Below are 21749 nucleotides of genomic sequence, written 5' to 3' on the forward strand. Positions count from 1 at the left end.
ATTTCGCGGAGGGCAGATTTAGAAGCGAACTTCTTCGTCGCCAGCGGCGCGCCGCCCTCGTTGTTGAGGCGTATATAGTCGGGGGGCGTCCAAAGTGTCAACAGCGATTTCGAACTTTTTTGAATTTTTTGCGACGAAAGTTGGCGCGCTGCTTTTCTGTAGCCGACTGCCGCTGCGGCATGGGGACAACAAAGCCGGCTGTCGCAGTGGAGCCCTATTGCCGCCGTATTGCGGTTTGACACCAAGGCCAACGAAGCAGGCGAAAGCGCCACCCGCGCAGGGCCTTCTACAAGAGACCAAACGGCGCCTCCCAGGCGCACCCTATAAGAGACTAAAGACAAACCCATAGAGACAGACATGTGATTGGGGATTTCGGCCGGGGCCAGGCGCTTCGTTGACTTCACCCGCCGTGACAGGCAAATGTCATGGCCACAACAAGAACGACAAGCCGTTCCGCCCCGGGGAAGAAGCAGCCTTTCTGGATGCCAGACACGGAAAATGTCATAGCCGATCTCGGCAACGAGCCGCCGCTGATCGCGGACGGCCGCAGCGGCCCTCCCGACCGGCGCGAGGTTTCGGCGCGCTGGCTGTCGGGAACCTTCCTTACCGGCGTGACCTCGACCGTACTGATGGGCGTAGCGCTGTTTGCAGCGCTTGACGGCCGCCAGCAGTTGGCGACGCCGCCAGAGATCGCCGAGCTGATTAGCCTTGCCAGTGGCGACGATTCCGGTGAGCTCGCCAAGACGACCAGGCTGGTGGCGCTGCGCCAGATCGCCAAGGCCAAGGATCGCCGGCGCATGGAAGTGTCGATGGTGACCAAGGTTGGCGATCGCGACGTCATCCACACCATGCCTTTCGTGCAGATAAAGATGGCGCTTGCCGCCGGTCACACGACCAGCCGGGCCTATCCGCCTTTCGACCCGATGCAGGTGTTTGGCAATGGCGACGACAATGCCGCCCAGCCGGCAGCCGCCACCGCCAGCCAGATCTATGGCGCCAAGGTCGAAAGCGAGATGAGCCTGAAGACCGTCGATTTCCCGATCGAGACGGCGGCCTTCGACGAAAAGAGCGACCTTTCTGCCGACGAGGTGGAAAAGGTGGTGCGCGAGGCCGGCACCGATCTGAGCGACGGCGCTGTCCAGGTCGCGTCGCTGCACTATGTCGACCCGCAGCGATTCGGTGACGGCTTCGCCGAGAGCATGGCCGGCTCCTATGACGTCAAGATCGTCCCGGAAAACGTCTCGGTGTCGCCGCGTGCCGCCATCGACGACCAGGCGCCGGCTTTCGCCGAGGAAATCATCCCCTTCACCAAGGATCTCGACATTGCCGAGGCCTTCGCTGATTCGGGCTATACCGGCGAGGATGCCACCGGAATGGCCGAGGCGATCGCCAAATTGCTGAATGCCACGGCTCTCAAGGCAGGAACCGTGCTGCGCGTTGGGCTCGAGGTCCATGGCGACGCCGCCAAGATCGTTCGCACCAGCGTGTACGACAGGACCCAGCACATCGTCACCATCGCACTCGACGACCACGACCAATACGTGCCGGCGCAGGAGCCGGAGCCAAATCCCGAATTGCTGACGGCGTTCGACGATTCGCCTGCGCCCATAGTGCGCGGCAATCTGCCGAACGTCTATGACGGCATCTACCGCACCGCCTATTCCTACGGCATGTCCAAGGCGATGACGCAACGGCTGATCAAGTTGCTGGCATCCAGTGTCGACTTCCAGTCGCGCCTCAATCCCACGGACCGCATCGAGGTGCTGTTCTCGCAGCCCGATGGCGACGACCAGGCGTCCGACGAATCCGAGCTGCTTTACGTCTCCGCGACTTTCGGCGGCACGACGCGAAATTTCTACCGTTTCCAGATGCAGGACGGCAGCACCGACTATTTCGACGAAAACGGCAGCAGCGCCGAGCAGTTCCTGCTGCGCAATCCCTTGCCCAATGGCCGATTTACATCCGGGTTCGGTGCGAGGCGCCACCCCATTTTGGGGTATGTGAAGATGCATACCGGCACCGACTGGGCAGCTCCCGTAGGATCGCCGATCATTGCCGCAGGCAATGGCGTCGTCGAAAAGGCCGGCTGGGCCGGTGGCTATGGCAAGCAGATCATCTTGCGTCACGCCAATGGCTACGAGACGTCCTACAATCACCAGAGCGCGTTTGCCAAAGGCATCGAGCCGGGTGTTCGCGTTCGCCAGGGTCAGGTTATCGGCTATCTCGGCTCAACCGGCCTCTCCACCGGTCCGCACCTTCATTACGAACTGATCGTCAACGGCACCAAGGTCGATTCGATGCGCGTCCGCCTGCCGGTCGGCAAGACGCTGAAGGGCGACGACCTCGTCGCCTTCAAGCGCGAGCGCGAACGCATCGACGACCTGCTCAAGCAGGAAGACAGCAATCAGTTGAAGGTCGCGAGCGCCAAGATCGAAGGCTGAGCCGACGTTTTTTCGTGGTCAGCCCTGCTGATTCGCCGTGTCGCGCACCCATGGCAGCCGCTCGCCCGAAACCGTCGTCCAGGCGGTGATTGCCGAAAGCAGGCAAAGCAGCGCGGTCACCGCGGCAACGGCTGCGAATGCCGCGTCGCTGGCGGCAAGTCGTGCCGCATCGAGGCCGGGCGCCAGGCCGGCTGGCGGCGGTTCGCCGAAACCCGGAAGGCCGGTGCCGGCACCGGTGCTGAGCACGCCAGCATAAACCCAGGCCGCCAGCGATCCCATCGCCGCCACGGCGATCAGGCCGCCGATCCGCGAGACGGCGTTGTTGATGCCCGAGGCCGCACCCGTATCCTTGTCCTCGACCGCCGTCATGATGGCGGTCGACAGCGGCGATACCACCAGCGCCATGCCGAACCCCATCAGAGCCATCAGCGGGAATACCCCCAGCCAGAAACTGTGGATGCCCCAATAGGCCAGCAAGGCAAGTCCGGCAAAGGCGAGAGCCACAACCAGACTGCCGCTGGCGATCGGAAAGCGAGGCCCGATGCGGTCGGACCACTGGCCAACCGGTCCGGATAACAGTGCCATCAACGCCGACAGCGGCAGGAATATAAAGCCGGCCTCGGCCGCGCTCAGCCCCCATCCGGCGATCATGAGCATCGGCAGATAGAACAAATTGGCCGACAGGGCGAAATAAAGGAAGAAGGTCGCCACGTTGGCGCCCGCGAACGCGCCGATCCGAAACAGCGACAGATCGATCATCGGCTCGCGCCGCCGGCGCTCGAAGACGATGAACACGACGAGCAAAACCGCACCGGCGGCGATACTCGGGCCGGACATCAGCCCCTCCCCGTCACCACTCATCGAGGTCAGGCCGTAAGCGAGAGCTCCGAACGCCAATATGGCGAGTGCAGCGCCGCCGAGATCGAGGCTGCGCTTTTCCGCCGGCGCGTCGGCAGGGATCTTGGCCAGCAGAAGATAGATCGAGATAAGACCGAGCGGCAGATTGATGGCGAAGATCGCCCGCCAGATGCCGTTGCCGAACACCGACAGCACGAAGCCGCCCAGCACCGGGCCGAGCGCCGTCGTCAGTGCCGATGCCGCGGCCCAGATGCCGATCGCCCGGCCGCGTTCCTTTTTTGGATAGGCTTTGGCGATAATGGCCAGGCTGCCCGGCACCATGATGGCCGCTCCGATACCCTGGACAGCCCGAAATGCAATAAGCATCGCCGGGTTAGGCGCCAGCGCGCAGGCAAGCGAGGCGGCAATGAACAGGACGATGCCGGCGACGAAAGAGTGGCGCAGGCCGAAACGATCGCCGGCGGCGCCGCCGACGAGAATGAGGGCTGAAAGCGTCAATGCATAGGCGTTGGATATCCATTGCGCCTCGGCCAGGCTGGCGCCGAGATCGACGCGGATAGCCGGCGTCGCAATGGCCAGGACCGATCCATCGATAAAGCCGAGCGCGGAAGCCAGAATCGCGGCGATCAGCACGAACCGCCGCCGCGCCCGCGGGCAGAACGTATCGGCCGGAAGTGAGCCGGTCAGGGGAATGGCGCCAGTACCGACTTTGGTTGGCGTGTGCATGCCGCCTTACCAAGACCGCCGGCATGCCGCCGACAACCGGCCAGCAGGCTGTTCTCGTTGAAACCAGGCCGAACCTGGCCATACAGGCAGGAGAGAACGCCCGTCCGGGTGCAAACGGTGGATGCCGTGCTAGATTCCCGCAACGCTGCAACAAGGGGGAACTACCGCATGAAACGACCGCTCGAGCCCTCGGCGGAAGGACGCGGGCGCGTCGTCGGCATCACCGACGGCGTGTTCGCCATCGCGCTCACGTTGATCGTTCTCGAGATCAGGGTGCCGGCGCATGAAACGGTGCATTCCGAAAGCGAGTTGATCGCCGCGATCACAGCACTGGCGCCGCGCTTCCTGACCTATGCGCTCAGCTTCCTGACGCTGACCATCTTCTGGTTCGGCCAGCAGGCGCAACACGGGTTGATCGCAAAATCCGACCGGCGGCTTGCCACGCTGAACCTCTGCTTCCTCGGCTTCATCGCCTTGCTGCCGTTTTCGACCGATCTTTTGGCCGACTTCCTTGAATTCAGGACCGCGGTGCTCGTCTACTGGCTCAATCTTCTGATGCTGGGACTGACGCTGCTCGCCAGTTGGCGCTACGCGGACAAAAACGGATTTCTGGCCGACGGTGTCGACGCGGAGACCACCCGAACGGTCTATCTGCGCATCGTCAAGGCACAGATCCTGTGGGCGATCGGCGCGGCACTGTGCCTAGCCAGCCCTTTGCTCAGCGTCGGCTTCATCTTGGTGGTGCAGCTGACCTATGCCGCAGCGCTGCGCGCGCCACTGCTGCGCAAGGTCATCGGGTGATTCGAGCGAAGGCGTTGCGCTTCAGTCGACGAACTCCACTATAACGCCGGGCGTCACGATCTTGGCGAGCTCGCGCGCATCCCAATTGGTCAGCCGCACGCAGCCGTGGCTTTCGGTCTTGCCGATCTTGGACGGATCCGGCGTGCCGTGAATGCCGTAGGTCGGCTTGTCCAGTGCGATCCAGACCGAGCCAACCGGGCCGTTCGGCCCCGGCGGGATGGTCAGGATCCTGTCGTTTTCGCCCTGCTTGAAATTGATGTTCGGGTTGTAGGTGTAGTTCGGGTCCAATGCGACACGCGACACCGCATGCGTGCCGGACGGCGACGGCGTATCCGACGAGCCGATGGTCGCCGGATAGGCTGCGACCAGCTTGCCCGCCGCGTCGTAGGCACGGACCTGCTTGTTGGCCTTGTCGGCGATGATGCGCGCCACCGGCGTCGCCACCAGCCTGCCGAAATTGGCAACCTTGATGATGGTGCCCGGACGATTGAAATTGGCGTCCGGATTGAGCTTCTTCAGATAGGTTTCATCCATATGGAAGCGCTCGGCCAGCGCCTCGGGCACCGACGTGTAGCCCATGCGGTCGAGCTGGGCCTTTTGGCTGTAGTCCTCCGGTATCGAAGCGACATAGGGGCCGGCCGCATCCTCGGGCGTGATCGTATAGGAGGCGAATGCATCGCCACCGGATTGCGCCAGGGCGGCCTGGATACCGACCGCGTCGGTGGATTTCAGATTGCTGCCGGTGATTTCATTGTAGGCGGCGAGTGCCTTGCCGACATTCGAGCCGAAGCGTCCGTCGATGACGCCGGGCGACGCACCGGCTCGGTCGAGCAGCACCTGCAGTTCCGCCACGTCCTGACGCGCGCCGAGCGAAAGCGACGGGTCGACCGCCGCCTTGCCGCCTGTGTCTGGCGGCGGGGCTGTGTCTGGCGGTAACGCCGCCTGCTCGTTCGGCACCGTCGGCTCGACCGGCTCGATCGAGGCCTCGTTGAGCGGCTGGCGCTCGATGGTGCGTGGCCTCACCGGCTGCGCTGCCTCCGGATAATCGTTGCCGTAGCCGTCATCCCGCGGCGCTTCGGGGAAGGCATCCATGGAATTGTCGCCATAGGGGTCGTACTCGTCGGCCGGCGGCACGATGATCCTGCCTTCGTCTTCCAACTGCCTGCGGCGGAACCGGGCCGTGTCCTCAGGGTCGAGATAATAGGGATCGTCCTCCTCGACCGGTCCGAGGTTGCGCAAGCGCTCGCGGCGCAAAACACGGCGGTCGAGCCTGGTCTGCGGCGGCTGGATGGCGATGACCTTGCCGGTTTCCGCATCGACGATGACGCGGTTTCCCCTGGCGTCGTAATAGATGTCGAGATTGCCGTCCTGGGCGACAAGAATGCCGCCGTCATTGGCAGCACGAACCACCCGCGGCGCGGTATCGGCCATCGGCGAGGCCATCGCATTCGACGCCAGCAGCCCGGCAGCAAACGCTGAAAGGGTGAGGATGGTGCGCAACATGATGGCCAAAATTCTCCGGTCCGTAATTGCCGCCGCCGGCATTGTCTCTCAAGAGCGCCGCGCGTCCTTTTGGGTGCAAGGACGCTCTAACGCTTTACATCTCCGCATCGTGCTTTGCGAAAATCAAAATCGATTTCGGGCCGATGTGGTCGCCAACCCCTTCGCCAGCAAATCACTTGCACACGATAAGGTTCCAATATGAACCGGGCATGAAGATGGCGGATTTCTGACCGATTAACCGGCAGCGAATCCCAATTCCTTGCGCGCCTGCTTCGTCAGCTTCAGCACGACGAGACGGTGGCTTTCGCGCAGATAATCCTTCAGCGCTTCATCATCCATGCTTTCGCTTGTCCGGCGCTGGATCCATTTCATGCCGCGCGAGGCGAGATACGGCGCCGGCGGAAGGCCCGGCTGTTCCCTCAGCACGTCATAAGCGATCTCGGAGCATTTGAAGGTGACGAACGGCTCCTTGCCTTCACTCCAGCCGCCGATCGCAAACACCTTGCCGCCGACTTTCCAGACATGGGCGCCACCCCACTGCACGACATGGGTCGTCGAAGGCAGCGAGGCGCAGAAACTGTTGTAGTCGTCCAAAGTCAACTGCGCCCCGCCAGTGGTGTTAGACCATGGACCGACGGTCGGCGTAGCAAAAAGCGGATGCCGGTTTTTCAGAAAAGATCATGGTCGAAATTGAAGCTAGGAATTCCATCCCGATTCGATCGGGATGGAACAGGCTCTTGGCTTGAACTCAGGCGGCCGCCTCGGTTGCCACGACTGCGGGCTTCGAGCGGAAGTTCAAGCGGTCGGATCCGGCGGTGACCTTGACAGTCGAGCCGTCGAGGATCTCGCCGAGCAGTATCTTTTCCGCCAGCGGATCCTGCAATTCCTTCTGCATCACCCGCTTCAGCGGCCGCGCGCCATAGGCCGGGTCGTAACCCTTGGCCGCCAGCCAGTCGATCGCCTCCTGATCGAGCGAAAGCGATATCTTGCGGTCGACAAGCAGGTTTTCCAGCCGCTTGAGCTGGATTTGGACGATCTGGCCCATATCCTGGCGGCGCAGCCGGTGGAACAGGATGACCTCGTCGATGCGGTTGAGGAATTCCGGCCGGAACGAAGCCCTGACGACATTCATCACCTCGTCGCGCACGACGTCGACATCCTGGTCCTCGCCGAGATTGACCAGATATTCGGCGCCGAGATTGGACGTCATGATGATCAGCGTATTGCGGAAGTCGACCGTGCGGCCCTGCCCGTCCGTCAGCCGGCCGTCGTCGAGCACCTGCAGCAGCACGTTGAACACGTCCGGATGCGCCTTCTCGATCTCGTCGAACAGCACGACCTGATAGGGCCGGCGCCGCACCGCTTCGGTCAGCGCGCCGCCTTCCTCATAGCCGACATAGCCGGGAGGCGCGCCGATCAGCCGGGCGACCGAGTGCTTCTCCATGAACTCCGACATGTCGATACGCACCATCGCGCTCTCGTCGTCGAACAGGAAGCTGGCCAGCGCCTTGGTCAGTTCGGTCTTGCCGACGCCCGTCGGCCCGAGGAACATGAACGAGCCGAGCGGCCGGTTCGGGTCCTGCAGGCCGGCGCGCGCACGGCGTACCGCCTTCGATACTGCCTGCACGGCCTCGCCCTGGCCGACGACGCGCTTGCCGATCTCGTCTTCCATGCGCAACAGCTTGTCGCGCTCGCCTTCGAGCATCTTGTCGACCGGGATCCCCGTCCAGCGCGAGACGATATGGGCGACGTGATCGGGGCCGACCACTTCTTCGACCATGCCGGCCTTGCCATCCCTGGCTTCGGCCTGCTTCAGCTGCTTTTCGAGTTCCGGGATCTTGCCGTAGGCAAGTTCGCCGGCGCGCTGGAATTCACCCTGGCGCTGGGCGATGGCAAGTTCATTGCGCGCCTCGTCGAGCTGTTTCTTGAGGTCGGCGGCAAGCCCGAGCTTCTGCTTCTCGGCCTGCCATTTCGAGGTCAGCTCGGTCGATTCCTCCTCGAGGTTCGAGAGTTCCTTCTCGAGCCGGGCGAGCCGGTCCTTCGAGGCGTCGTCCTTCTCGACCTTGAGCGCCTCGCGCTCGATCTTGAGCTGCATGATACGGCGATCTATCTCGTCCAGCGCCTCGGGCTTCGAATCGACCTGCATGCGGAGCCGCGACGCGGCCTCGTCGACCAGGTCGATCGCCTTGTCCGGCAGGAAGCGGTCAGCGATGTAGCGGTTGGATAGGGTTGCGGCCGCGACCAGCGCCGAATCCGAGATGCGCACCTTGTGGTGCTGCTCGTATTTCTCTTTCAGCCCGCGCAAGATCGAGACGGTGTCTTCGACCGTCGGCTCATTGACGAAGACCGGCTGGAAGCGGCGGGCAAGGGCCGCATCCTTCTCGACATGCTTGCGGTATTCATCGAACGTAGTGGCGCCGACGCAGTGCAGTTCGCCGCGGGCCAGCGCCGGCTTCAGCAGGTTCGACGCATCCATGGCGCCATCCGCCTTGCCGGCGCCGACCAGTGTGTGCATCTCGTCGATGAACAGGATGATGCCGCCGGCGGCGGACGTGACCTCGGAAAGCACCGCCTTCAGCCGCTCCTCGAACTCGCCGCGGTATTTGGCCCCGGCGATCAGCGAGCCCATGTCGAGCGCCATCAGCTGCTTGTCCTTGAGCGATTCCGGCACATCGCCATTGACGATGCGCAGCGCCAGCCCTTCAGCGATCGCCGTCTTGCCGACGCCGGGTTCGCCGATCAGCACCGGGTTGTTCTTGGTGCGGCGCGACAGCACCTGGATCGTGCGGCGGATCTCGTCGTCACGGCCGATGACCGGGTCAAGCTTGCCCGCGCGAGCGTCCGCCGTCAGGTCGCGCGCGTATTTCTTCAGCGCGTCGTAGCCCTGCTCGGCGCTCGCCGAATCGGCGGTACGACCTTTGCGTACGTCGTTGATGACCTGGTTCAGCTTCTGCGGCGTGACACCGGCCTTGGCCAGGATGTCGGCCGTCTTGGCCGATTTTTCCATGGCGAGCGCCTGCAACAGCCGTTCGACGGTGACGAAGCTGTCACCGGCCTTCTTGGCCAGTTCCTCGGCGGTCGAAAACACCTTTGCCAGCGGCTGGGCCAGATAGAGCTGGCCATTGCCGCCCTCGACCTTGGGCATTGCCTCCAGTGCCGTTTCGACGCCGAGTTTGACGTCCCGGACATTGCCGCCGGCGCGCTCGATCAGCGACGCAGCCAGGCCCTCGTCGTCATCGACGAGGACCTTGAGGATATGCTCGGGGGTGAATTGCTGGTGATTGCGGGAAAGCGCCATGGTTTGCGCGGACTGGATAAAGCCGCGCACGCGCTCGGAATATTTTTCAAGATTCATGCCTGTCTCCTTCCGTCACCGGCCCGCTTCGCGGCACCGGATCAGATTGCGGTGACGGACCCGCCCGTTCGAGCCGGATCCTGTTCACGCAAGATATGGGACGCAAACCACGGACCCTCAAGACGCCTCGACACTGGCGAATGGATAATAATATTGCGAGCACGCAAAACAAAAACGGCGGAGATTTCTCTCCGCCGTCCATACATGTCCCGCAAAAGTGCGCGGCGGTTTTGCGATAACGATATGCATCATCACAATAGGAACCTAACGCGCGTCGCATGAGGCCGGTCGAACGCGACGCGCCTTTGGGCTAAAGGATGCCCTAAGATCGGCCGAACGTTTTTTCGATCAATTCTCGACGTCTGCGATCACAGCTTGACCGCCGGGGCTTTCAGCCGGCGCTGCATCGACATTGCCAGCGTCGGTATTGCCAGTCTCGGTATTGCCAGTCTCGGTGTTGCCAGTCCCGACATTGCCAGTCTCGGTATTGCCAGTCCCGGCATTGCTTGTCTCGGCATTGCTTGTCTCGGCACTCTCAGGGCCGGCGTTGTCGTTGCCGCCATTTGCCTGTTCGACATCTAGGCGCGGGCGACGCGGGCGCCTGGGGCGGCGGGCCGGGCTGCTTTCGGCAGCGGCTTCGTTGAGCTCGGCCTGGGCGGCGAGACCCGCCGGCGAAAGGTTGTGAAATTGCTGTGCGGGCTCACCCACAAAGATCGGCTCAGCTGCCCGCACGGGCTCCGCCTGCGCCGGAACCTCCTCGCGCCGTGGCTGTTCGACGCGCTGGCCACCCTGCTGCTCGCCGCGCGAGCTAAACTCGCCACGCTGGCCGTTCTGGCCGTAACCGCCATTGGGGCGACGGTCGCGGTGGCGACCGCCATTATTGTCGCGGCCGTCACGGTTATCGCGGCCGCCGCGATTGTCACGGCTGTTTTCCTGGTTCAGCGCCAGCTCGGCCGGCGTGCCATCGATGACCGGCTGCGGGCCGGCCCCCTGATTGACCGTCGAGCCCGATGTCTCGTTGGCATTGTTGTTGCCAGCATTGTCGAACTCGTCGCGATCCTCGTCGCCATCATCGTCGAAATCATCGCGAATCTGCTGGGCGTTCTGGATCGGCATCTGCGCCTGAGCGGCTGCGATGATGCGGTTATAGTGTTCTGCGTGCTGGAGATAGTTTTCCGCCATCACCCGGTCGCCGGAGCTGTGCGCGTCACGGGCTAGGGTTGCGTACTTCTCGGCAATCTGCTGAGCCGATCCGCGGATCTTCACGTCCGGGCCGTTGCTCTCATAGTTGCGCGTCAGGGGATTCGGCCCCTTACGGTTGTTGTTGTTATTGTTATTGCCGCCGCCGCCATTGTTGTTGCGACCGCGCATGCGCCTGTTTTGCTGTTGTGGCCTCATTAGACTCTCTTCACTTTGAAATTTTCGAAAAACTCTTCACGAACGGAGGCGCTCATGCGGCCAGCCGTTTCGTTCTTTCACCGGCGTTCGCCCGCATCAATTGCGTTGGCGCCACGTGCCATCCTGTTCCGGTTACTTCACTTGCCGGACGATTCCCGCACGAAGCTTGGGCGTCGTTTGCGCAAGAAGGCAGCTATTTCCAAGGAAAACCGAATCGCTAAGAGCACTGCCTGCTTCGTCTCATCCGGTTAAGGCGACCCTAGCCGCATTCCCCGGTATTGCCAAGCGCTTTTTTCGCACTGCATCACGGCTTCCACCGTTCGAACACAAGAACTCTGTTGTTTCCGCCGAGATCACGAAACACCCCGACAGAACTGTACCCGGCCGCGGAGAATATCTCCGTAACCTGTTGGTGCTGCGTATGGCCGATCTCGACCGCAATCCTGCCTTGGACTTCCAAATACGCTGCCGCTCCTGCGGCGATCTTCCTGTAGGGGCTCAGACCGTCCACACCGCCATCCAGGGCCTGGCGTGGATCGAAACTGCGGACCTCGTCCTGCAGATTTCCAATGTCGTCTGAGGGTATATAGGGAGGGTTTGCGGCAATTACATGGTACCGGCCAGAAACTTTTTCAAACCAGTCGGATTTGAGCGCCGTGAACCGGCCGGCGAGCCCCAATTCCCTGGCATTGCGCGTGGCGGTGGCCAGCGCCTCTTGCGAAATGTCGACGCCAGTGGCGGTCGCGGCCGGAACCGCGCTGAGCAACGCCAGCGCGATGGCACCGGTGCCGGTCCCGAGATCGAGGATGCGGCAACCGCCTTCGCGTGCCGCCATTGCCTTGACGAAAGGCAGCACCGCCTCGACCAGCGTTTCGGTATCCGGTCGCGGCTCCAGCGTTTGCGGCGAAAGCGAAAGGCGCAAGCCGTAGAATTCGCGGTAACCGAGGATGCGGTGCACCGGCTCGCCGGCGATGCGCCGGCGCAAGGCGGCATCGATTGCCGCCGTCACGTCCGCATCGACCGCGCACCCAGGATCGGCGATGGCCTGCGTGCGGTTCGTGCCGGAAAAATGCTCGACGATCAGCCTGGAATCGAGCGCCGGATCCGCAATCCCGGCTGCGGCGAGCCGGTTTCGCGCTTCCCGCAGCAGCGGCGCCAGAGTGGCGGGCAGGCTGTCAGCCATCGATGCCTATATCGGCGAGCAGCTTCGACTGGTGATCGGCTATCAGCGCGTCGATGATCTCGTCGAGTTCGCCCATCATCACCCGGTCGAGCTTGTAGAGCGTCAGGTTGATGCGATGATCGGTGACGCGACCCTGCGGAAAATTATAGGTGCGGATGCGTTCCGAGCGGTCGCCCGAGCCAACCTGCGACTTGCGCGATTCTGAACGTTCCTCGTCCGCTTTGCTGCGTTCGAGGTCGTAAAGCCTGGCGCGTAGGATCTGCATGGCCTTCGCCCGGTTCTGGTGCTGCGATTTTTCCGCCTGCACCACCATGATGCCGGTCGGCAGATGGGTGATGCGCACGGCCGAATCGGTGGTGTTGACGTGCTGGCCGCCGGAACCCGAGGCGCGCATCGTGTCGATGCGGATGTCTTCGGCCCGGATGTCGATGTCGACCTCTTCGGCTTCCGGCAGCACCGCGACCGTCGCCGCCGAGGTGTGGATGCGCCCGCCCGCCTCGGTCGTCGGCACGCGCTGCACCCGGTGCACGCCGGATTCGAACTTCAGATGGGCAAAGACGCCCTTGCCCGAAACGGTGGCGATGATTTCCTTGTAGCCGCCGACCTCGCCTTCGCTGGCCGACACCGTCTCGAAACGCCAACCATGCGCCGCTGCATAGCGCTCGTACATGCGAAACAGGTCGCCGGCAAAAAGCGCCGCCTCGTCACCGCCGGTGCCGGCACGGATTTCGAGGATGGCGTTCTTGTCGTCTGCGGCATCCTTGGGCAACAGCAGGATCTGGATGTCCTTTTGCAGCACCTCGATTTGATGCTTGACCTCCGGCAGGTCGGCCTCGGCTAAGGCGCGCATCTCGGCGTCAGTGCCCTTGTCGGCGAGCATCGCCTCCAGATCGGCCTGTTCGCGCTCGGCGGCGCGCAGTGCCCTGATCTTTGCCACCATCTCCTGGATGTCGGCATATTCGGAGGCCATCCTCACATAGGCGTCCGGCGCCGGCCCGGCCGACATCTGCGCTTCGAGCATGTCGAAACGCTTGACGACTTGATCCATACGGTCGCGGGGCAGGTTGATCATGGCGAAGTCTATAGCGGTATAGAGCGGTCGTCGGCAAAGGCTTGCAGCAGCGCCCGCATCGGCAGGCCATGCGCCGGCGCCATCAGATTGTCGTCGAAGAACGCCTCCAGCTCGCTGAGCGGCAGTTCAGTCAGCATCGCCTTGACCGGGCCGATCGATGCCGGCGACATCGAGATCGAGCGGTAGCCAAGGCCGATCAGCGCCATCGCCGAAATCGGCTTGCCGGCAAGTTCGCCGCACAGGGTCACCGGCGTATGGTTGCGCGCCCCGGCGTCGGCAATCTGCTTCAGGACGCGCAGGAACGGCGTCGAGAGCGGGTCGAAGCGGTCGGACAACTGGGTGTTGCCGCGATCCACCGCCATGACGAACTGGAACAGGTCGTTCGAGCCGACCGAGACGAAATCGACCGCCTTCATCAGTTCGTCGAGCTGGAACAGCAGCGACGGCACCTCCAGCATCGCCCCGAGTTTGAGGCTGGTCGGCAAATGATGGGCAAAGCGCGACAGATGCCGCACCTCGCGATCGATGATCTCGCGCGCCTGCGCAATCTCGCCGAGTTCGGTCACCATCGGCAGCATCAGCTTCAGTTCGCGTCCGCCGCACGCCTTGAGCAGCGCGCGGATCTGGGTACGCAGCAATCCGGGCCGGTCGAGGGTCAGGCGGATGGCGCGCCAGCCGAGTGCCGGGTTCTCTTCCTGAATCGAGCCCTTGAAATAGGGCAGCACCTTGTCGCCGCCGATATCGATGGTGCGGAATGTCACCGGCTTGCCGCGCGCCGCTTCGAGCACGTCACGATAGAGCCGCTCCTGGGCTTCGGCGCGCGGAAAGGTCGAGGCGACCATGAATTGCAGTTCGGTGCGGAACAGGCCGATGCCGGCCGCACCTGCTTCGGCCAGTTGCGGCAAATCCACCGCCAGTCCGGCATTCATCAGAAGATCGACCTGGACTCCGTCCTTGGTCACCGACGGCTTCTTGCGCAGCTCGCGGTAGACCTCCTGCCGCCGCGCCCTGAAGCGCACTTTCTCGGCATAGGCCGCCTCGAGGTCGGGCTGCGGGCGCAGATGGATCGCGCCTTCCTCGCCGTCGACGATGATGGCATCGCCGTTTTCCGCCATGGAAACGGCGCCCTTCATCTGGCCGGCGACGGGTATGCCCATGGCTCGCGCCACAATGACGACATGGCTGGTCGCGGCGCCGTCTTCCAGCACCAGCCCGCGCAGCTTGTCCCTGGGATAATCGAGCAGCTCGGCAGCCCCCATCGAGCGGGCGACGATGATGGCGTCCTTGGGCAGCGCGGCCGCGACGTCCTCCGGTCCGCGCCCCATCAGTTGCCGCAGCAGCCGATTGGCGAGATCGTCGAAATCGCTCATCCGTTCGCGCAGATACGGATCGGTCATATGCAGCATGCGGGCACGCATGTCGCTCTGCACTTTCTCGACCGCCGCTTCGGCCGTCAGGCCATTGCGGATCGCCTCCTCCAGCCGGCGCACCCAGCCGCGGTCGTTGGCGAACATGCGATAGGCTTCGAGCACCTGGCGATGCTCGCCCTCGAAGGCGACGTCGCGGCGCTCCAGCATGTCGTCGATAGACAGCCTGAGCGAGCCGAGCGACGCGTCGAGCCGCCTGACCTCTTCCTCGCTATCCTCGTTGAACAGGTTGGTGACGACGATACGCGGCTCGTGCAGCACCACATGGCCGAGCCCGACGCCTTCATTGAAGGACAGGCCGGTAAAGCTTACCGGGCGGCGCAGATCGAGCTCTAGGCCGGGCCTTGTCAGCCGCTCCAGATCGCCGGTGGCGATCATCTCGGCGATCACCATCGCCGTCGTTTCCAGCGCCTCGACCTCGTCGTCGCGATAATGGCGCATGGTCTTGTTCTGCACGACCAGAACGCCGAGCGTCCGCCCTGCCCGCAGCACCGGCACGCCGAGGAAGGAATTGTATATCTCTTCCCCTGTCTCCGGCAGGTAGGCGAAGGCAGGATGCTCCTGCGCGTTGGAGAGGTTGAGCGGCCGCGCCGAGGCCGCGATCGTGCCGACCAGGCCTTGGCCCAGCCTCAGCTGCGCCAGGTGGACGGCGTTCGGGTTCAAGCCTTCGGTGGCGTAGAGTTCGAGCACCGAATCGGCGCGCAGAACATAAAGCGAGCAGACCTCGGCAACCATGTTGGAGGCGATGTCGCGCACGATTCGGTCAAGCCGCTCCTGCGGCTCCAGCGGCTCTTGCATGAGCTCGCGGAGCCGTTTCAGCAAAACGCGCGGGCCACTGGCCGAATCACGCATCGCGGCTTCTTCTCCAATAGCGTTTCAACCGGTGCAGGTTGCCCTGCACAGCGGCACAAACGCAACAACTCAATTAGAGCGCCATCGTCCAATTGGACGCATAAAGACCGCTCCAAGCCTTTCGATCCGCCGCATCCCGCCTTCCGAAAATCGACTCCGATTTTCGGGCCGATGCAGTCTGCTACTGCTTATCCAGACCGTACACGGAATGCAAAGTGCGAACTGCTAGTTCCGTATAGGGACCGTCGATCAGGATCGAAATCTTGATTTCGGACGTTGTGATGGCGCGGATGTTGATCGCGCGGTCGGCCAGCGCCTTGAAGGCGGTGGCGGCGACGCCTGCATGGCTGCGCATGCCGATGCCGATGACCGAGACCTTCGACATGCCGGCTTCCGACTGCACCACGTCGTAGCCGATCGTCGCCTTCAGCCGTTCGAGCACGGCAAGCGCCTTGTCGACGTCGCCGGATGGCACGGTAAAAGTCATGTCAGTGAACTTGCCGTCCTCGGAAATGTTCTGGACGATCATATCGACATTGATGTTGGCCTCGGCCAGCGGCCCGAAAATGCCGGCGGCGACGCCCGGCCGGTCGCCGACGCGGCGCAGCGAAATCTGCGCTTCGTCCTTGGCATAGGCAATTCCGGTGACGACCTGCTGTTCCACGATCTCTTCCTCGTCGCAAATAAGCGTTCCCGGCGGATTGAGCAAATCCCCCATTCCGGGTGCATCGGGATCGTCGAAGGACGACCTCACAAAGGTACGCACCCTGTGCACCATGGCAAGCTCGACCGAGCGCACCTGCAGGACCTTGGCCCCGAGCGAGGCCATTTCGAGCATTTCCTCGAAGGAAATCTTGGCCAGCCGCCGGGCCTTCGGCTCGATGCGCGGATCGGTCGTGTAGACCCCATCGACATCGGTGTAGATATCGCAGCGGTCGGCCTTGACCGCCGCCGCGATGGCGACTGCGCTGGTATCGGAACCGCCGCGGCCGAGCGTTGCGATCCGGTTGTCCGGCCCGATGCCCTGGAAACCGGCGACCACCGCCACCTGGCCTTCGCCGAAGCGCTTGATCAGGAATCCGCCGTCGATATCGAGAATGCGCGCCGCGCCATGCGCGTTATCGGTCTTGATCGGAATCTGCCAGCCTTGCCAGGAACGGGCATGCACGCCGATGTTCTGCAGCGCGATCGCCAGCAAGCCGGCCGTAACCTGTTCGCCGGAAGCGACTACGGCGTCATATTCGCGCGCATCGTGCATTGGCGAGGCCTCGCGCGTCCATTGCACGAGCTCGTTGGTCTTGCCGGCCATCGCCGAGACCACCACTGCGACCTCATGCCCGGCATCGACCTCGCGTTTGACATGGCGCGCCACATTGCGGATGCGGGCGATGTCGGCGACGGACGTTCCGCCGAATTTCATCACGATGCGCGCCATGGAAGCGAAATGCCTTTGACTGGATGCCGGACCGAAGGCCGAAAAGTGGAAAAATGCGCCAAGCTGTGGCGAGGCGCTCAATGCGCGGCCTCCTTAGCCAAATGACAGTCGTTTCGCAAGGCGTGCCGCCGCTGGCGGCCGGGCGACACACCAGCGCAGCATCGTGCCTGCCCTGCGTCTTGCCAATATGGTGCGCGCTTCAGCCCAGCTGTGCCGTGGCTCTCCACAGGCGCGGATAGTCGAGGACGAAACCGATCGGCGAGACCTCCAGCATCTCATTGTAGCCGAACATCGGGGCTTCGTAGGCGTAATGTGCCGCATCGACGCGCTGGTAGGTCTGTTCCAGGCGAACGAGCCTGAGTTCGGGAAATGTCAGATAGGCTGCCGGCGCGGGCGTCGCCATGCCGACATCGAGGGCAAAACGGCGAAGCGCCAAAAGGTTTGTGGCGGGTGTGAAGCCGAGATCGACATCGATGAGGCCGTCGACTTCCGCTTGATGCTCGCCGTTCAGCGTCCATGGGCGCTCGGTCAGCCGGTCGATCCCATAATGCAGCTCTTGCGTGCCGACAAAGCCGTCGGCGCGCGCCGAGCGTGTACGCCAATCGGCGTCGCAGTCCACTTCGTACGCGATGCTGCACGGCTTGCCGTCCTGGACGAAAAGCGCTTGTCCCCTGAGATTCCACCCAGAACTCGCTTCCGACAGAAGACAAGCGTCGTGGCCTTCCTGGTCAAGCCGGCGCCAAAGAATGGAAGCAACCGCTCGCATCGTTGTGCACTCCTCCGAACCCGATGTCTCTGCTTCGTTCGCCAAAGCCTAGGCGTTTCCTTCCGGCACACCATCAACTGACACGTGCTGACACAATTGCAGCCGGCAAAAGGCGGCGTCGGCAGGCATCGCGCGCATCGCGCAGCCGGCGGTGAATTTCGCGCCTTGACATTCGCAGCCTCGCGCCCGACTTCCTAGCGTCCGAGGAGACCACGCCATGCCAGAGCCCCGACGATCGACGATCGATGCCGGAGAGGTGGAACGCTTTTCCGCCCTTGCCGCGGAATGGTGGAACCCGAACGGCAAGTTCCGCCCGTTGCACAAGTTCAACCCGATCCGGCTTGCCTATATCCGCGACCAGGTGGCGGCCCGCTTCGGCCGCGATCCGCGTGCGGCACGGCCGTTCGAAGGCCTGCGCTTCCTTGATATCGGCTGCGGTGGCGGGCTTTTGTGCGAGCCGATGGCGCGGCTTGGCGCCGAAGTGGTCGGCGCCGATGCCTCCGCCACCAACATCGAAGTGGCCAAGCTGCATGCTGCGGAAGTCGGCGTGAGCGTTGATTACCGCGCCACCACCGCGGAAGACCTGGCCGATGCCGGCGAAAAATTCGACGTCATCCTCAACATGGAAGTGGTCGAGCATGTCGCCGATGTCGATCTGTTCCTGGCCAAATGCGGCGAGATGGTCAAGCCCGGCGGCATCATGTTCGTCGCCACCATCAACCGCACGCTGAAGGCCCTGGGCCTGGCCATCATCGGCGCCGAATATGTGCTGCGTTGGCTGCCACGCGGCACCCACCAGTTCGGCAAGCTGGTGCGCCCCGAGGAACTGGAAAAGGCGCTTGCAGGTGCTGGCCTGACCGTCATCGACCGCACCGGCGTCACCTACAACCCGCTCGCCGACCGCTGGCAGCGCTCGAAGGACATGGACGTCAACTACATGGTGCTGGCGGAGAAGGCATCCGTCTGAACTTACGCCTCCTCGCCCCTAGGTCTTCTGGCTTTGCGCCTTGGTGGTGATGAACACGCCGGCGGTGATGATGACGGCACCGGCCCAGGTCAGCAGTTGATAGCGCTCGCCGAGGAAGAGGGTCCCGGCAAACAGCCCGACCGCCGCCGCGACGTAGCCGATCTGGCTGAGATAGACCGGGCCGCCGACCGCTTGCAGGCGGAAGAAGAAGGCGAACATCGCCGAGGCTGATGCCACCTGTGCCGCAGCGACCAGCGGCACGCCGCCGAGCGAGCCGAATGCATTGCCTTCCAGCAGCACCAGAATGCCGGCAAGCAGCATCAAGGCTGCTGCCAGATGGCTGCCGACGGCGAGCTCGATCGGGCCGGTGCCTTCGGGCCAGTCGACGGTACGGTAAATGTTGCCGGCGGCGAGGCTGACGGGGATGAGCAGGCCCATCGCAACCCAGAAAAATTCGGCCGGCTGGCCCGCTTCGCCGCGCGTCACCGCCACCATGACTGCGCCCACGAAACCGACGGCGATGCCGACGACGCCCAGCGTGGTCGGGCGCCTGACGCCGAGCAGCATCGAGAACACCAGCGTGACGACCGGCGACAGCGTGAACATGATGCCGCTATAGCCGGCGCCCAGATGCGGAATCGCTGAAAACATCAGCAGATTGGGGATTGCGTAGGAGACGGCCGCGGTGACGAAGAAATAGCGCAGCCTGTGCAGCGTAAGCCGCATGCGCTGCCCGTTGAGCAGCAATGCGCACAAAAGCACGCCGCCGGCGCCAAGCGAGATGACGAAGGCCCAGACCATGGCGGGCACGCCGGCCGTCGTCGCGATCTTGCCGAACGGCAGCGTCAGGCCGAGCAGTCCGCCGGTGACGACCAGAAGGCCAAGCGCCGAGTCCCAGAGAAATTTCATCGCACCATCCCGTCGCCCGTTCGCGGCCCTTGGCCTACACCACAAGCTGAGGTAAGATAAGGTAAAGATTCTTCATGTCAAGATACATAACGGTGAGAGACATGGATCGCGCAGCAAAAGCGATCGAGCAATGGAAAAAGGAACGGCCGGATCTCGATGTCTCGCCGATGGCCGTGCTCGGACGGTTGAGCGAGGCCGCCTCGCTGATCGCACGAGAGCGGCTGGCGCCGTTGTTTGCAAGTTACGGGCTGCAATCCGGAGAATTCGATGTGCTGGCGACGCTGCGTCGTTCCGGGCCGCCATACGCGCTGACACCGACGGCTCTCTACGAGGCGACGATGGTGACGTCGGGCGCGATGACCAACCGCCTCGATCGGCTCGAGAAATCCTGCCTGATCAAGCGCGGGCCGCATCCCGACGATCGCCGCGGGATTATTGTGCAGCTGACCGGGAAGGGCCTAGCTCTGATCGATGAGGCGGTGACCGCTCACGTCGCCAACGAGCACCAGATACTTTCTGGGTTAGCGCGCCCGGAGCAGATCATGCTGGCACGCCTGCTCGAAAAACTGATCGCGAGCTTGAGCTAACCGAACCGGCCAAGGGCCGGGCCTAGGGGATGGAAAAGCTCAAATTTTGGTCGCAGAGCCTCGTTTGGGCCGGCGAACAGCTCTGATCTTGCCGCTGTTTCCGCCACCGCAGAAAAACTGGTCGCCGCCATCGGATTCGAGCCCCGACACGCCTGTTCCCGGCGGCATATCGAGCTTCTCCAGAACCTTTCCCGTTTCAGGATCGATCCGCCGGACATCGCTCTCCTCGCCCTCCCAAGTCCCATGCCACAGCTCGCCGTCGACCCAGCTGACGCCGGTGACGACGCGGTTGGAAACGATGGTGCGAAGGATTGCCCCTGTCTCGGGATCGACCTGATGAATCTTTCGGCCCCGATGCTGCCCGACCCAGAGCGTTCCTTCGGCCCAGGCGAGCCCGGAATCACCGCCATTGCCAGGCGCCGGGATCGACGCCAGCACCTGGCCGTTCTTTGGATCGATCTTCTGGATGCAATCCTCGGCGATTTGATAGAGGTGCTGGCCGTCGAAGGCCGTTCCGGCGTGTGCCGCGACCTCGATCGAGCGCACCACTTTGCCGCTTGCCGGATCGAAGGCGTTCAATCTGTCGCCTGAGGCAAACCAGACATGCTCACCGTCGAAGGTAACGCCGTCTACGTGGTCGACACCCGGAAAGGGTCCGTATTCACGGATGATTTCGGCAGAGGATCGTTCCATAATTCCATCCTAGTAGCCCGGCAGTGGACCGGGGAGTAACAAGATTGTCGGGAAACCCGTTAGCGGCGGGGTCATCCAGCGACGCGCCCGTCCGCGGCCGAACGACTGCACCTTGCCGGCCTGGGCGAGCTGCTCGAGCGCCCGCTGCACGGTACGCGAACTGGCTCCAAGCGCAATCGCCAGGGCCGAACTCGACCAAGACTCGCCGTCAGCGAGGAAGGCGAGCACGGCGGCATGCTCTTCTTCGACGGGCGGCGCCAGCACGACGACCTCACCTGCGCGGCGCGGCGCCAGCGCAAACCCCCGCTTCGTTGCGCTCACATCGGCCAAGCTACGAAGCTCCGCGCGAAGCCGCCCGACTTCGACCCGTAACCGTGCGCGATGTGATTCATCCGCGTCCTTTCCGCGGAAAGCGCGCGCGATAAGCGTCGATCTTGCCACGTCCCCCGGCCAGGCTTCGGCCAGCGCGCGGGCCAGCGCGAACAGCACCGGGCGGGTCGCCAGCGAGACGACCGTATCTGCTACCCGCACCACATTGCGGCATGCATCCACCACGAGCGCCCCCGACGCCAGAAGCGCTTCGACTTCATCGAGCAGGAGGGGCCGTTCCTCACCACGGGCGATAAGGCGTGCCGCCGGCGTATCCAGCACCACCGATGCGCTCTCCACCTCCGCGATCAGCGCGGGGATGCCGGACGCGCGCCCCCCACCCCCCCCCCCGCCGCGTGCGGGGGCCCGCGGGCCCGGGCGCAACCCGCGGCTTGCGCTGGACGCGG

Annotated in this window: 18 protein-coding genes; 5 read left to right on the forward strand and 13 right to left on the reverse strand. The window is 63.5% G+C overall.

Translation table 11 applies throughout. From position 1 onward, the window contains the following. The first annotated feature begins 482 nt into the window (after window positions 1-482). The gene (locus NKH50_RS09065; protein WP_352878061.1) at window positions 483-2441 is read left to right on the forward strand and encodes a M23 family metallopeptidase; all 1959 of its coding nucleotides are present in this window, start codon (window positions 483-485) and stop codon (window positions 2439-2441) included. An 18-nt stretch (window positions 2442-2459) separates the two neighbouring features. On the opposite strand, the gene NKH50_RS09070 is transcribed toward NKH50_RS09065, so the two are convergent. Next, a complete protein-coding gene (locus NKH50_RS09070; protein ID WP_352878063.1) occupies window positions 2460-4025 on the reverse strand; it encodes an MFS transporter in 1566 nt (521 codons plus the stop codon). A 168-nt stretch (window positions 4026-4193) separates the two neighbouring features. Between NKH50_RS09070 and NKH50_RS09075 the strand changes: the two genes are divergently transcribed. After that, entirely contained in the window at window positions 4194-4826 is a 633-nt protein-coding gene (locus NKH50_RS09075; protein WP_352506681.1) for a TMEM175 family protein, read from the forward strand. Window positions 4827-4847: 21 nt separating this feature from the next. Here NKH50_RS09075 and NKH50_RS09080 read toward each other — a convergent pair whose 3' ends face one another. Further along, window positions 4848-6329, reverse strand: a complete 1482-nt coding sequence (locus tag NKH50_RS09080) for a L,D-transpeptidase family protein (protein ID WP_352878066.1) — start codon at window positions 6327-6329, stop codon at window positions 4848-4850. Here NKH50_RS09080 and NKH50_RS09085 point away from each other — a divergent pair. Further along, window positions 6316-6531 carry a hypothetical protein gene (locus NKH50_RS09085; RefSeq protein ID WP_352878069.1) on the forward strand — a complete coding sequence of 72 codons (216 nt, stop codon included), beginning with the start codon at window positions 6316-6318 and terminating at the stop codon, window positions 6529-6531. The genes NKH50_RS09080 and NKH50_RS09085 overlap by 14 nt on opposite strands. Window positions 6532-6563: 32 nt before the next feature. Here NKH50_RS09085 and NKH50_RS09090 read toward each other — a convergent pair whose 3' ends face one another. From NKH50_RS09090 to NKH50_RS09125, 8 genes are all read right to left on the reverse strand, one after another. Next, window positions 6564-6929, reverse strand: a complete 366-nt coding sequence (locus tag NKH50_RS09090; protein WP_352878072.1) for an MmcQ/YjbR family DNA-binding protein — start codon at window positions 6927-6929, stop codon at window positions 6564-6566. Window positions 6930-7077: 148 nt separating this feature from the next. Next, window positions 7078-9684, reverse strand: coding sequence for an ATP-dependent chaperone ClpB (gene clpB, locus NKH50_RS09095; RefSeq protein WP_352878075.1), 2607 nt, complete (start codon window positions 9682-9684; stop codon window positions 7078-7080). Window positions 9685-10032: 348 nt separating this feature from the next. Further along, window positions 10033-11055: a DUF4167 domain-containing protein gene (locus NKH50_RS09100; protein ID WP_352691523.1), complete on the reverse strand. Its 1023-nt coding sequence runs from the start codon at window positions 11053-11055 to the stop codon at window positions 10033-10035. A 331-nt stretch (window positions 11056-11386) separates the two neighbouring features. Continuing rightward, window positions 11387-12265, reverse strand: a complete 879-nt coding sequence (gene prmC / locus NKH50_RS09105) for a peptide chain release factor N(5)-glutamine methyltransferase (RefSeq protein WP_352878078.1) — start codon at window positions 12263-12265, stop codon at window positions 11387-11389. Next, window positions 12258-13337 carry a peptide chain release factor 1 gene (gene prfA, locus NKH50_RS09110; protein ID WP_254816711.1) on the reverse strand — a complete coding sequence of 360 codons (1080 nt, stop codon included), beginning with the start codon at window positions 13335-13337 and terminating at the stop codon, window positions 12258-12260. The genes prmC and prfA overlap by 8 nt, the downstream gene beginning before the upstream one ends. Before the next feature lie 8 nt (window positions 13338-13345). Continuing rightward, window positions 13346-15616, reverse strand: coding sequence for a phosphoenolpyruvate--protein phosphotransferase (gene ptsP / locus NKH50_RS09115; protein WP_352691520.1), 2271 nt, complete (start codon window positions 15614-15616; stop codon window positions 13346-13348). Between the two features lie 181 nt (window positions 15617-15797). Continuing rightward, window positions 15798-17051: an aspartate kinase gene (locus NKH50_RS09120; protein ID WP_352456701.1), complete on the reverse strand. Its 1254-nt coding sequence runs from the start codon at window positions 17049-17051 to the stop codon at window positions 15798-15800. A gap of 199 nt (window positions 17052-17250) precedes the next feature. Then, entirely contained in the window at window positions 17251-17817 is a 567-nt protein-coding gene (locus NKH50_RS09125; RefSeq protein WP_352878082.1) for a putative glycolipid-binding domain-containing protein, read from the reverse strand. 217 nt (window positions 17818-18034) lie between these two features. Here NKH50_RS09125 and ubiG point away from each other — a divergent pair, with 217 nt between their 5' ends. After that, entirely contained in the window at window positions 18035-18784 is a 750-nt protein-coding gene (ubiG, locus tag NKH50_RS09130) for a bifunctional 2-polyprenyl-6-hydroxyphenol methylase/3-demethylubiquinol 3-O-methyltransferase UbiG (RefSeq protein WP_254816707.1), read from the forward strand. Window positions 18785-18802: 18 nt separating this feature from the next. Here the strand turns inward: ubiG and NKH50_RS09135 are convergent, their stop codons facing one another. After that, window positions 18803-19693 (reverse strand): DMT family transporter, encoded by an 891-nt coding sequence (locus NKH50_RS09135; protein WP_352737569.1) that lies wholly within the window; start codon window positions 19691-19693, stop codon window positions 18803-18805. Window positions 19694-19794: 101 nt separating this feature from the next. Here NKH50_RS09135 and NKH50_RS09140 point away from each other — a divergent pair, with 101 nt between their 5' ends. Further along, complete coding sequence (locus NKH50_RS09140) at window positions 19795-20280, forward strand: MarR family winged helix-turn-helix transcriptional regulator (RefSeq protein ID WP_352878086.1); 486 nt, start codon at window positions 19795-19797, stop codon at window positions 20278-20280. Window positions 20281-20319: 39 nt separating this feature from the next. Here NKH50_RS09140 and NKH50_RS09145 read toward each other — a convergent pair whose 3' ends face one another. After that, window positions 20320-20973 carry a Vgb family protein gene (locus tag NKH50_RS09145; protein ID WP_352878089.1) on the reverse strand — a complete coding sequence of 218 codons (654 nt, stop codon included), beginning with the start codon at window positions 20971-20973 and terminating at the stop codon, window positions 20320-20322. A gap of 9 nt (window positions 20974-20982) precedes the next feature. After that, a partial coding sequence (locus tag NKH50_RS09150; RefSeq protein ID WP_502906843.1) for a winged helix-turn-helix domain-containing protein occupies window positions 20983-21749 on the reverse strand: 767 nt, incomplete at its 5' end.

The sequence above is a fragment of the Mesorhizobium sp. M1027 genome, assembly GCF_040318745.1.
In the GTDB taxonomy this organism is placed as follows: Bacteria; Pseudomonadota; Alphaproteobacteria; order Rhizobiales; family Rhizobiaceae; genus Mesorhizobium.